At 58.6% G+C, this 12,279-nt stretch carries 12 protein-coding genes; 4 read left to right on the forward strand and 8 right to left on the reverse strand.

Annotated elements, in window-relative coordinates:
• Positions 1-158: 158 nt before the first annotated feature.
• Genes trpE through AB6729_RS11980 form a run of 3 tightly spaced genes read right to left on the reverse strand, consistent with a single transcriptional unit; the run spans position 159 to position 4,880 of the window.
• Positions 159-1,676: an anthranilate synthase component I gene (gene trpE / locus AB6729_RS11970; protein ID WP_371081850.1), complete on the reverse strand. Its 1,518-nt coding sequence runs from the start codon at positions 1,674-1,676 to the stop codon at positions 159-161.
• A 39-nt stretch (positions 1,677-1,715) separates the two neighbouring features.
• Positions 1,716-2,657, reverse strand: a complete 942-nt coding sequence (locus tag AB6729_RS11975) for a VWA domain-containing protein (RefSeq protein WP_371081851.1) — start codon at positions 2,655-2,657, stop codon at positions 1,716-1,718.
• Positions 2,658-2,702: 45 nt separating this feature from the next.
• Positions 2,703-4,880 carry a molybdopterin-dependent oxidoreductase gene (locus tag AB6729_RS11980; protein ID WP_371081852.1) on the reverse strand — a complete coding sequence of 726 codons (2,178 nt, stop codon included), beginning with the start codon at positions 4,878-4,880 and terminating at the stop codon, positions 2,703-2,705.
• A gap of 66 nt (positions 4,881-4,946) precedes the next feature.
• Here AB6729_RS11980 and AB6729_RS11985 point away from each other — a divergent pair, with 66 nt between their 5' ends.
• The 4 genes from AB6729_RS11985 to AB6729_RS12000 all read left to right on the forward strand — a co-directional run bounded on the left by AB6729_RS11985 (position 4,947) and on the right by AB6729_RS12000 (position 7,311).
• On the forward strand, positions 4,947-5,420 hold the full coding sequence (locus AB6729_RS11985; RefSeq protein WP_371081853.1) for a DUF4440 domain-containing protein: 474 nt from the start codon (positions 4,947-4,949) through the stop codon (positions 5,418-5,420).
• A 52-nt stretch (positions 5,421-5,472) separates the two neighbouring features.
• Positions 5,473-6,375 carry an alpha/beta fold hydrolase gene (locus tag AB6729_RS11990; RefSeq protein ID WP_371081854.1) on the forward strand — a complete coding sequence of 301 codons (903 nt, stop codon included), beginning with the start codon at positions 5,473-5,475 and terminating at the stop codon, positions 6,373-6,375.
• Positions 6,372-6,677, forward strand: coding sequence for an acylphosphatase (locus AB6729_RS11995; RefSeq protein ID WP_371081855.1), 306 nt, complete (start codon positions 6,372-6,374; stop codon positions 6,675-6,677). Before AB6729_RS11990 ends, AB6729_RS11995 begins: the two co-directional genes overlap by 4 nt.
• A gap of 94 nt (positions 6,678-6,771) precedes the next feature.
• A complete protein-coding gene (locus AB6729_RS12000; protein ID WP_083347154.1) occupies positions 6,772-7,311 on the forward strand; it encodes an adenine phosphoribosyltransferase in 540 nt (179 codons plus the stop codon).
• Positions 7,312-7,472: 161 nt separating this feature from the next.
• Here AB6729_RS12000 and AB6729_RS12005 read toward each other — a convergent pair whose 3' ends face one another.
• The 5 genes from AB6729_RS12005 to AB6729_RS12025 all read right to left on the reverse strand — a co-directional run bounded on the left by AB6729_RS12005 (position 7,473) and on the right by AB6729_RS12025 (position 12,154).
• A complete protein-coding gene (locus AB6729_RS12005; protein WP_371081856.1) occupies positions 7,473-8,519 on the reverse strand; it encodes a lactonase family protein in 1,047 nt (348 codons plus the stop codon).
• A gap of 31 nt (positions 8,520-8,550) precedes the next feature.
• On the reverse strand, positions 8,551-9,708 hold the full coding sequence (locus tag AB6729_RS12010; RefSeq protein WP_371081857.1) for a lactonase family protein: 1,158 nt from the start codon (positions 9,706-9,708) through the stop codon (positions 8,551-8,553).
• A gap of 29 nt (positions 9,709-9,737) precedes the next feature.
• Complete coding sequence (locus AB6729_RS12015) at positions 9,738-10,001, reverse strand: hypothetical protein (protein ID WP_371081858.1); 264 nt, start codon at positions 9,999-10,001, stop codon at positions 9,738-9,740.
• A gap of 233 nt (positions 10,002-10,234) precedes the next feature.
• The gene (locus AB6729_RS12020; RefSeq protein WP_371081859.1) at positions 10,235-11,374 is read right to left on the reverse strand and encodes a lactonase family protein; all 1,140 of its coding nucleotides are present in this window, start codon (positions 11,372-11,374) and stop codon (positions 10,235-10,237) included.
• Between the two features lie 345 nt (positions 11,375-11,719).
• A complete protein-coding gene (locus AB6729_RS12025; RefSeq protein WP_371081860.1) occupies positions 11,720-12,154 on the reverse strand; it encodes a hypothetical protein in 435 nt (144 codons plus the stop codon).
• Between the last annotated feature and the right edge of the window lie 125 nt (positions 12,155-12,279).

Genomic DNA, 12,279 nt, shown 5'->3' on the forward strand with positions numbered 1-12,279 from the left:
CTACGATTTCGTTGGAACGATGTCCGTGTCGCACGAGCGAGATGCCTTCTGGAAGCATTCCCGTGGGCACAGAAGAAAGCAGGTCCTTCGGCTCCGCTCAGGATGACGGACTTCGGCCATATGAGCTTCGCTTATGCGTGCTGATTTTCAGATCGGAATCAGCGCGAACGCGCGCGTTCAATTGCGCGCACCACAGCCTTCGATTTGTTCACGGTCTCTTCGTACTCTGTCTGCGGAACAGAGTCGGCCACTACGCCGCCACCGGACTGAATGTAGCCGTCTTTGCCGTGCATGAACAGGGTACGGATGGCGATGCAGCTATCCAGGTTGCCGCTGAAATCCGCATAGAAGATGCTGCCACCGTAGACGCCGCGGCGCGTGGGCTCCAGTTCTTCAATGATCTCCATGGCGCGAATCTTCGGTGCACCGCTGAGTGTGCCAGCGGGGAAGCAGGACTTGAATGCATCAATGGGTGCAAGATCGGGACGCAGCTTGCCTTCCAGCGCGCTCACCAGGTGCATCACGTGCGAGTAGCGCTCAATGAACATCAGCTTCTTCACTTCGACAGAACCGAATTCGCTGACGCGGCCCAGGTCGTTGCGGCCCAGGTCGACCAGCATGACATGTTCGGCGGTTTCCTTCGTGTCCTGAAGCAGGTCTTCTTCCAGCCGTTTGTCGCTGGCTTCGTCATCGCCACGCGGACGCGTTCCGGCAATGGGGTGATATTCAATTTTTTTGCCATGCACCCGCACCAGCAGTTCCGGCGACGAACCCACAATGTGCGCCGGAGTCTCTGTCCGTGCGCCGGGCTTCTTCATGGGGAAGCGCAGGAAATACATGTACGGCGACGGGTTCACGATGCGCAGCGAACGATAAATCTCAAACGGATCCACGCCGGGCTGGCAGTCAAACCTCTGCGATAGGACGCATTGGAAAATGTCACCCGCAGCCACATAATCCTTCACCTTTGCGACGGCCTTCATGTAATCGCGTTTGGCGGTGCGTGGTGTTAGCTGGAGTGGTCCCAACGGCTTGTGCTTCTTCGCCGCAGGCAGAGGCCCGGCAAGCTGCTTTTCCAGACGATCCAAGCGGCGGGTCGCCTTGGCATATGCCCTTTCCGCATCCGGTTCGCGCTTCAGATCGGCTGTCAGGATGAGGAAGATTTCCTTCTTCACATGATCGAAGGCAAGCACTTCATCAAAGAACATCAGGCATGCATCGGGCACGCCGAGTTCGTCTTTCGCTGTCTCCGGAAGGCGTTCAATCTGCCGCACCACGTCATACGCAAAGAATCCTACGGCGCCTGCAGTAAAAGGCGGCAGGCCGGGAAGCTTCGCGGGTTTGTGTTCGCTCAGAGCAGACTTCAGTTCGTGGAAGATGTCGCCTTCATACTGCCGCGTCTTCTTGCCATCCGTCGCGGTGATGGAGCGGCCACGCGATTCCAGCTTGCGATACGGACGGATGCCGATGAAGGTGTAGCGGCCAATGCGTTCGCCGCCCTCAACCGACTCCAGCAGGAACGCCTCCGGTTCTTCCGCGGCAATGCGCAGAAAGGCGCTCACCGGCGTCTCCAGATCGGCAGTGACCATACGGTAGACAGGGATGAGCGTGTGCTTCTTCTTCACAAGTGCGAGGAAGCTCTTCAGATCGGGCGTGGCAGAAATGGGGCGTGGCATGGCGCTGATGCAATGGTACTGGACGGCGCGCTTCACTGTTCAGGGATTCGTGAAGAAGCCGCTGCGCGCCTGCACGTGGAGCGATTTGTCCTTGGTCTTCAGTTCCAGCTTGTGGAACTGTTTGGGTTTGGTGTCGGAGGGCAAGGCGTAGCCGATCTCGTACTGGGTGCGCAGTTCTTCCGCGATGTTCTGAAAGATCCGTTTCAGCGTCGTACCAGCGGTGACCTGGTACACATGACCGCCGGACGCGGAGGACCAGGCCGTCAGGTTCTCCATGCCAAGGTCGCGGCCAGTGCCGATGTTGTAGCCTCGGCCCGTCTGGGACGGCTGAAACCCACCCCACGCGCTATAGGAGACTGCGTAGATGGGTACGTTGTCGCGCTGTGCTTCGGCAATGGCGTCATTACGTTTCGTGATGCTGCCGTTGTCACCACCGTCGCTGACCAGGATGATGGCTTTGCGTCCGCGGACCGTTGCAAGCACGCTCTTGCTGAGCGTGTAGATGGCATCGTTCAGGCGAGTGGCGGTGGCTGCTCGTTGGTCGTAGTGCAGCCCATACAGTGCCAGGTGCAGCTTGCCGGGATCGTTGGTCAGATCGCTGTGGGCCAGGATGTTGGCGTTCACCTCAATCAGCGCAGCACGATCCTGCGGCCGCCCAAGAACGGTCTCGAAGAAGACGTCGCAGGCGCGTTGCTCGTCGTCAATGAAGGTGCGCTGGCTGCCGCTGGTATCAATCATCACGATGAACGTCAGAGGGAGTTCATTGCCCTGTGAAAAGTACTGAATCGGTTGTTCCTTGCCGTCCTGCTTCAGGATGAAGTCGTCTTTGGTCAGCCCCGTGCGCGGCTCGCCGGTCTTGTCCGTGACCACGGCGGAGACTTCCACCAGGCGCGACGTCACATGCAGCGTTTCCACCGGTGTCTCCTGCGCCAGTGTGGGCAGCGCAAGCAACAGCATCGGGAAGAGAGCGAAAAGACGCATGATGATTACACCGCGTGACGAAGAGCCTGCGAGTAGAGGGATGTTTCAGGCATGCGACGACACCTGTTCCGTCGCATGGGTTGCTGCCGAAACCTGTACATTGACAGCGTAAAACGTAGCTCCACCACCAATGTCGGTCACCCGCTCACTGGTTAATACGTTGACTCCGTTGCCATCGTGAGAAAGCTTGTTCCAACCAAGTGATGTGGCAACCGTGCCTTTGACGACGCGCCCTGTGAAGGCAACGCGCAGATGAATGGAGCCGCGTTCATTCGCTACTTCCGCTTCGTCGCCTTCATGCAGGCCGCGTGCCGCGGCATCGTCCGGATGCATTTCCACGATGTTTAATCCGATGCGCGAATCTTCCATGCCACGATGTTTGGGCATGTTTGCAAAGGTGGAGTTCATCCAGTTGTCCGCTTTGCGCGCCAACATGCGCAGTGGTTGCGTGCTGTCTCTGCGCTCGGGTGCAGCAACGTATGCCGGCAACGGATCAAGTCCCTGCGCCTTCAGAGATTCGGAGTAGAACTCACCTTTGCCGCTGGGTGTTTTGAACCATGAAGCATCGCTGAAGGGCATGAATTCGCCGCGCTCATTGCGCGGTAGCTTCAGCGGCATCATGTTGTCGTGTTGCTGCAACGCTTCCAGGGTGATGCCTTCGTGCCACGGATGCTGCGTGTCCAGCGCCTGCTGAATCAGGTCGTGTTCGGTGTCGCGGAAGCATGGGGCGTCGAATCCCATGCGCTGTGCAAGTTGACCGAAGAACCACACATTGCTGCGTGCTTCGCCCTGCGGCTGCATCGCGCGCAGGGAAAGTTGTGCAATGTAATGCCCGTACGCTCCCTGCACGTCATCCTGCTCCAGAAACGAGGGAGATGGCAGAACAATGTCTGCATAATCCGTCGTGTCTGTCAGGAAGCAGTCATGCACCACGGTGAAGAGATCATCGCGACGCATACCATGCAACACCGCATTCTGATTGGGTGCAACGGCTCCGGGATTGGAGTTGTACACAAACAGCGCATGCACGCGCGGCGCATCCAGTTCTGTCAGAGCGTGGCCAAGCTGGCTCATGTTCACCATGCGTGCCTCCCGATGCAGAGGGCTTGCATGCATCAGTTCCGGCATCTGCAGTTTTGCGGAGTTGAAGCCGAACGCATTCGATGAAGACAGCATTACGCCGCCACCATGATGCTTCCAAGCGCCGGTGAGCAACGGCAGCATGCCCACGGCACGTGCGGCTGTGCCGCCGTTGTCGGTGCGCTGAATGCCGTAGTTCATGCGGATGACAGCAGGCTTTGCCGTGGCATAGCGGCGCGCCAGCGTGACGATGGTTTCCGCGTCGATGCCGCAGATCGTTGCTGCATTTTCGGGCGCATATTCTGCGGTCATCACGCGTTCGCGCAGTGCTTCAAAACCATGCGTGCATGCAGCAATGTAGTCGCGGTCTTCCAGTCCATCGCGCAGGATCACATGCATCATGCTCATGGCCAATGCCGTGTCCGTACCGGGTGTGAGCGCAATGTGTTCATCCGCCAGCTTCGCCGTTTTTGTCTGGTACGGATCAATTACGACAAGTCGTGCGCCGTTGCGTCGCGCCTCTTCTACGAAGGGCCACAGGTGAATGCTGTTGCCGTGCAGGTTCGCGCCCCATGCGAGGATGAGTTTTGCGTTCACAAAACTCTGCGGCTCCGGTCCAATGCGCACGCCGTACACCGCATTCAGTGCGGCTGAGCCTGCGCTTGCGCAGATGGTACGGTCAAGCTGCGATGCTCCCAGCCGGTGAAAGAAGCGGCGATCCATGGAGCCGTAGCCAAGCTGGCCGATGGTGCCTGCATAGCTGTACGGCAGAATTGATTCCGGCCCATATTGATCGCTGATGGATTGCAGGCGCTGCGCGATGGTGTTCAGCGCTTCGTCCCACGAGATGCGCTCGAATGCGGCAAGCTCTTCGCCATGCTTCAGAGGACCTTTCGGTACACCTGCCCTGCGTTTCATGGGGTGCAGCAGGCGATCGGGCGCGTAGACGCGGTCGAGATAGCGCGCCACCTTGCCGCAGAGAAAGCCACGCGTTACAGGATGCTGCGGATCGCCTGTGATGCGGACCACGCGCTCCGTTGCGGTGTCGATGGTGGCAATGATGCCGCAACTGTCCGGACAGTCCAGCGAGCAGGTCGCATGGACGCTGCGTGTTGCCGAGGCGAGTTCGTTCCCACTGCCCATAAGATGATTGTAGAAGTTCCTCGCAGCAAAAGAGAACAGCCAAATCCGCAGGGAGGCTTTCCGACAATGCGCCGCATCATCCGCAGTGTGGTTTTTGCAATGGCAGTGGTGACCGCGCCGCTGTGTGCCGTGGCGCAACGCTCCGAAGGCGAGCAGATGAAAGTGCTGCCGCAGGCGGAACTGGATGTGGTGAAGGTGCTGCTGTCGCAGGAGCGCGCGTGGAATGCAGGCGATATGGATGCTTTCCTTGGCTGCTACAAGAAGACGCAGGAATTGATCGTGATCAGCAATGGCGTGGCACACGGCTTTGAAGATGTGGAGGCCACGTATAAAAAGAATTACCCCGACCGCGCAAGCATGGGCACGCTGACCTTTAGTGACCTGGAGCCGCACATGCTGGATGATCGATTTGCCATGGCCACAGGGAGATATTCGCTGGAACGCGCGAAGAACAAGGGTGGCAATGCGTCCGGGACTTTCTCGCTGGTACTGGAGAAAACCGCGCAGGGATGGAAGATCGTCCTGGACCATACCACCTGATTTCCGCATGAGTTATGTGTCGCGAACAGCGCGGCGGGTGCATCCTACAGATATGCGCGTTCACGAAGTGAAGACCTCCACCCTGAAGCTGGTGTACGAAGAGGGTGGCCCGAAGAATGGCAGGCCGCTGATGCTGGTGCATGGCTGGCCAGATTCGCCGCGAACCTTTGACAAGCTGCTTCCCGCACTACATAACGCGGGCTATCGCACCATTGCACCGTATCTGCGCGGCTATGGTCCCACGGAGTTTCGTTCGCCGCTGATTGGCCGCAAACCGCGGCGGACAGGACAGCCTGTTGCGCTTGCGCAGGATGTGCTTGATCTGGCGGGTGCGCTGAAGTGGAAGACCTTTGATTTCATCGGTCATGATTGGGGTGCGCGCGTTGGCTATACGCTCGCAGCGCTGCATCCGAAGCGGCTGAATCGCATGGTGACGTTGTCCGTGGCATTTCAACCCGGCTCGCTGAAAGCTCCGAAGCTATCGCAGTCGCAGGCTTACTGGTATCAGTGGTTTCTTTGCAGCAAACCCGGTGAGGCTGCGTTTCGCGCGGATCCGCTGGCCTTTTGCAAACGCCAGTGGCAGACGTGGGGTCCGCCGGAATGGTTCTCAGAACAGGAACTGGCCGCTGCCGCGCAATGCTGGATGAACAAAGACTTTGTCGACGTGGCGTTGCACTACTACCGTGTGCGCTGGGGACATGCCGAAGCTGATCCACAGTATGCCGTGCAGCAGGCACGATACGATGCAACGGTGACGTTGGATGTGCCGACGCTGCTGATTCACGGCATGGAAGACTACTGCGTGCTGCCCGAAACCACTGACGGTGCGGGCAGGCATTTCACCAATGGCTATCGCCGGTTGCTGCTGGAAGGCGTAGGACATTTTCCGCAACGTGAACAACCGGGCACGGTAGCCGATGCAATTCTGCAACATCTGTTGGAGTTGAAGGGATGAGTGAACAGGAAAAAGGTTTGATCGTGAGGCATTACCAGGTGGAAGGCCGCGTGCAAGGTGTTGGCTTCCGCTGGTATGTGCAGCGCGAGGCAGCGGAGATTGGTCTGCGGGGATGGGTGCGCAATTCCCCGCATGGTCACGTGGAGGCGGTCGCGGCAGGTTCACCGGAACAATTGACGGAGCTGGAGGCTGCACTGCAACAGGGCAGCCGTGGTTCGCGCGTGGATCGTATCCGCGTCCATAATCTGGAAGACAGCGAGGCGGTTTCGCTCAAGGAATTTCAGATCGAGGGCGCGGTGTAAGGGAGCAGGTCTATGCGGCAGTCCGGCTGCATTTTTGCGCTTGGTAACAAGAAAGATCGAAATTCACATCGAGTCGTCTCGTTACAATAACTGCATGTCCCACCTTATCAACTGCGAACCTCTGAAGGACCTTATCCGCACGGTCCCTGACTTTCCCAAGCCGGGCATCCTCTTTTACGACATCACCACGCTGCTGAAGGACAAAGCGGGCTTTGCGCAGATGATTGATGCCTTTGCGGCGTATTACATCGACAAGCAGATTGACCTGGTCCTGGGCATTGAGGCGCGCGGTTTTATCTTCGGGCCTGCGATGGCGTATCGGCTGAACGCGGGCTTTGTGCCTGTGCGCAAACCGAAGAAACTGCCCGCGCCCACGGCTCGTGTGACCTATGACCTGGAGTACGGTTCGGACTCGCTGGAAATCCATCTGGATGCGATCCAGCCCGGTCAGCGTGTGGTTATCGTGGACGACCTGTTGGCTACCGGTGGCACCATGCAGGCTACAGTGCAGTTGGTGAAGCAGCTTGGTGGCGAAATCGCTGGCGTTGCGTTTGCGGTGGAACTGGATTTCCTGAAGGGACGCCAGAAGTTCCCGGATGTCGATGTGTACTCACTGTTGCATTACAACGAGTAGCCGGCGATGTGGCTGTCATTCTGAGCGTAGCGAAGAATCCCTGCGATGCAGGCAGTAACGACTCATTCGAAAGTTTCCAGTCAGAAATCCCGAAGCGGTCTCAGTGGTTGAGACTGCTTCGGGGTTCTTCGCCACGCTCAGAATGACGGGAATGAAGTGGTTTAACCAAACAAAATGCAGCTTGGCGATTTCACCGCCGCGCCGGAGACCGTCGGCTGCAGAAATCCCGTTGCTTCATCAATCGGGAACACCAGCACTTCATCTGTGGCCTGATTGGCACTCAGAAGCCAGCGTCCCGTGGGGTCAAGGGCAATGTGGCGCGACTCCTTACCCGGATTCGCCAATCGCTGCACTTCCAGCAGCGCGCCGTTTTCCGGATGGATGGCGTAGACCACAAAGTCTTCATGCACGCGGTTGGCGGCGTAGAGGAACTGCAGGTCTTTGCTGAAGACCACCTCGCAGGCGCGTACATCGACTTTCGATACTCCCGGCGGCAGCGTGCGCACAGTGGAGAGCGTCGTCAGCGTTCCGGCAGCGGCATCCCATGCAAGCTGGTCAATGGTGCAGCCCATCTCGTTGATGTTGTAGACCCACACGCCGTTGGGGTGGATGGCAACGTGCCGCGGGCCTTCACCGGGCGTGCTGTGCCATGCGCCGTGCGCGCTCAGCTTGCCACTGGGGCGATCCACCTTCAGGATGCGGATGCGGTCACAACCCAGGTCATTGATGAAGACAAAGTTGCCGCAGGGCGAAAAGGTTGCGTCGTGCGCATAGCTGTGGTCCTGACGCGTGGGATCGGGTCCGTGTTCGGCTGCGTCAAAGGTCGCCAGCGTCTCCGGGGTCAGTAGGCCGCCAAGCGAAAGTTGAAACGATGCTGCCGAGCCGCTGAGATAGTTCGCAGCCACCACCACGCCATCACGTTCGTCGAAGGCCACCGCATTCTGTCCGCTGGTGGAGGCGCGGCTCTGCTGCGTGAGCTTTCCATCAGCGTTCACTGCAAAGGCGATTAACTCTCCCGAAGCGCCGTCACCGGCAGGCTGCGATGTGGTCAGCAGGCTGCCATTTCCTGCAAAGCGCAGCCAGCTTGGCTTTGGCGCATCGGAAACCAGCTCCGGTTCGGTCAGCAGACCGCGCTCCGTATCGAAGGATGCTGTAAAGATGCCGCGGCCACCGCTGCTGGTGCCAATGAAAACACGTTCCTGACTCATTGCTTCTCCTGCTTCTTATGATGCGTTGTTTTCAGGCAAACAGCAGGCAGCTTGGCCCGGCAATCTGCACCTGCGAGGTGCGCTCGCCTAGTTTTCCTGTCGCGGTGTCGATAGGGAAGACTGAGATGTCGCCGGAGAACTGGTTGGCGCTCAGGAACCATTTGCCGCTGGCATCAATGGCCATGTGGCGCGACTCGTGTCCGGGGTTCATACGCTCTTGAATGAGTTTCAGCGCGCCCGTTGTGGGATCAACCGCGAAGACGGCGAAGCTTTCATGGATACGGTTCGATGCGTATAGAAAGCGGAAGTCCTTCGAGAAACACATCTCGCATGAGCGTGACTGGTCCTTGCCGGGCGCGCCGTTTGGAATCGTGCTCCACGTGCCCTTGGTGGTCAGCACACCGTGCGTCGCATTCCACTGCAACTGGTCTACGCTCGAACCCATTTCATTGATGTTGTAGACCCACTTGCCGTTGGGATGGAAGACAAGATGGCGCGGTCCTGCGCCTGCTGTGCCTGCCCAGTGGTCAGGCTTATGCGGTTGCAGCTTTGCGGTGGCGTGATCGAGGCGGAAGACGTGGATGCGATCGCAGCCAAGATCGTTGACGAAGACAAAATCGCCGTCCGGAGACGTGAGCGCGGAGTGAGCATGTGCGCTCATCTGGCGGTCTTTGTCGGGGCCGTGTTCGCTGGCAGGAAACTGGATGAAGCTGGCCTCGCTCAGCTTACCGTTTGCATCCACCAGGAATGACGACACGTTGCCAGGGCCGTAGTTCGCAATGAAAGCTGCACGCGCATCCTTCGACACGCCAATGTGGCATCCGCCGCCATCCTGCGAAAACGCGCGGCTGATCTCGGAGAGGGAATGGCCGCTACCAATGCGGTAGCTCACCGCCACAGAGGTGCGTTTGCCTGCGGCGTTCGGTGCGGTCGCCTGCGCAAACAACATGCCTTTCGCCGTAGCGAGAAATCCGGGGCTGTCGATTTTTGCGATCAGTTCCGGCTGGGTGAGCTTGCCGTCTGCAAACTGCGCCGCAAAGATGCCGGGGCCAATGCCGGAGCCGTCACGCGCGGTGTTGGCGGTGCCAATGAACAGCCGTTGCCCCTTTGCCTGTGCCGCTGCGCCACGCACCATCATGGTCGCGCCCACTGCTGCCGATCCTGCCAGAAACTCACGCCGTGTCTGCATCCGCTTCACTCCTTTTCAGCGAAGCCTCATCAAGACACTTCGCTCACACGTAGTTTTTCGTCCCTACCAAGATAGCCTTTGCGGCGCAGCCAGTCCTCCATGCGGCCGCGCAGCAGGTCCAGCGGCACGCGCAGGCCCACTTCCATCTGGCCGTCGGCAAGTGGCAGCGTGTCATCAAAGATGGCGTCGTTGGTGAAGTTGCGCATGGCAAAGCTGTCCAGCCCCTTCAGTGGAACAGGAGAGGTGGTGTTGTCTTCGCGGACAATTTCCAGCGCAATGCGGCGAACGAACATGGGTGCGATGGTAGCGCAATTCTCACTTCACCTCTGTGCTCGTCATTCTGAGCGAAGCGAAGAATCCCCGCGATGCTGCGCCGGTCGATGCAGCATCTGGCTTTCTTTCAAGAAACTATCCACGTTCTTGGCTGCTGCAGCATCGTAGAGATTCTTCGTTACTGCGTTCCTTAGAATGACGGACAGATTTACTTTACTCTCAACCCAATCCATCAAATGCCGGGACTAATCAGCTAAGCCCACAACACGTAACATGCACCAGGAATTTTGATGCTGCTCGTCTGTGCGCTCAGCAGGCCAGTCTTTGGATCGCGTGGCAGTACGGACACATCATTGCTGCGCTGGTTTGCTGCAATCAGCCAGTGCCCTGTGGAATCCAGCGTGATGCAGCGGTTCTCCACGCCCTGCGACGGCAGAAACTGGATACGCCGCAGCGTTCCATTGGACTCCACCGCGTAGGTAACGAAGCTCTCCAGCGTCCGCACGCTGCAATAGAGATAGCGGTGGTCCGCTGACAGCGCCATGTCTGCGGTGCGGCACTTGGGCGGAGCATCCAGCGGCAGTGTGCTCATGCTTTCGCGAAGTTTCAGCGTGCCGTGCTTTGCGTCCCAATCCAACAGGTCCACGGTGTTGGTGAGTTCGTTGTTGCAGTAGATCCATCGGCCGTTGGGATGAAACACAAGGTGCCGCGGTGCGGAGCCGGGAGCTGCTGCGTAAAACGGTGGATTGTGTGGTGTGAGCTTCGCCATCTCCGCGTTCAACGCATAGATGTAAATGCGGTCGCAGCCGTAATCATTCACCAGCACAAAGCGGCCACCGGGCGCGGTCAGAATGGAGTGGCAGCGGCTGTGTATCTGCACGGGCTGCGGGCCGTGATGATCTGCGCCGTATTCGATGTGTTCCACATAAGGCGAGAGTTCACCGTTGCGATCGATGCGGTAGGTGCTGATGTCACCGCTGCCCCAGTTGGCCTCCATCGCCACGCGTCCGCTGGGATCAATGGATAGAAAGTTCGGCCCGTTGCCCTTGGCGGTCTGTTGATTGATAGGCCGCAGTGGTTGCTCTGCGCTGCCGGTGATCTCGAAGCCCTGCACGGCTGCAATGCCATTTACCACCGCGGTGCTGTAGAGGTGATTGCGCTGGTGCGGGTGCAGTGTCATGGAGTCGTTGCCGGGGAGTTTCGCTGCCATATCCGGCGGCGCGAACGTGCCGGTCTTCGCATCGAACGAGGTCTGGAAGATGCCCTGCGCTTCCTTGCCTGTGGTGCCGATGAAGGCTGTTTTGCGATGGAGCGACAGCGTGGGTTGGATGGCAAAGGAACGTAAGGCAAAGGCAGTAGCAGGCAGGCCAAAAGAGAAGTGACGACGATTCATTGCGAGGGCTCCGGGGACGCGCCACCAGCATACGCCCCACACGCAATCCAATCTGTTTGTTCCCGTCATCCTGAGCGGAGAACGCAGTGCGTAGCCGAAGGACCTGCATTTTTATCCCGCACTATGATTTCGCTGGGAGAAGCGCGATTCCTGTCGGCATAGCGAAAATGCTTCCGGAGGTATTCCCGTGGGCACAGAAGAATGCAGGTCCTTCGGCTTCGCTCAGGATGACGAACGGTCTTTGTATGAGCTTCGCCGGTGATGTCGGTTTGAGAAAGTGCTTCCAACAAACGAAGAGGAGCGCCTGAGCGCTCCTCCCATATCCACTGAAATTTAAAAAGTGATTTACAGAGCGCCGCCATCCGCGGGCAGATGTCCCGCATACTCTTCCGGCTTCACGTCGTCATCAATCACCGGCAGGGTGGGCAGGTTTATGGTGGAACCCGCTTCATTCACCACGGCCTTCACGTTCGTCAGCACCTCATCCACGGTCATGGTGTACATCTCGCGGCCGTTGTCGTAGCCGTTCTGGATGATGGTCTTCAGGTATTTGCCTGCGGCCTGCGCAGCAGCGTAATCGGTAATGACGAAGCCGGTGGCGCGCTTCATCTGCACCCAGGCAACGTTGGGCATGGCAATCCACACCGGGCGTCCGCTGACGTCAAAGCGAATGTCCGTGGCGTCCGCGTGCCGCGTGGCAATGGCGACCACCGTGCCCTTCCAGACGCAGTGCAGCTTTTCTCCGGTCCACTTGTCTTCGACGGTGAAATCCTCGTACATCAGCAGGGGTCCTCTCGCAGCGGGTGCTCCCTTCCAGACTAAGGATTCCCCGGGCGATGGGCAAGCCGTGACAGGCGGGATTGCCGAGATACATGACATCTTGCTCCTCTGGCGGCCTGAAACAA

Origin of the sequence: Terriglobus sp. RCC_193 (assembly GCF_041355105.1) — a bacterium.
Classification (GTDB): domain Bacteria; phylum Acidobacteriota; class Terriglobia; order Terriglobales; family Acidobacteriaceae; genus Terriglobus.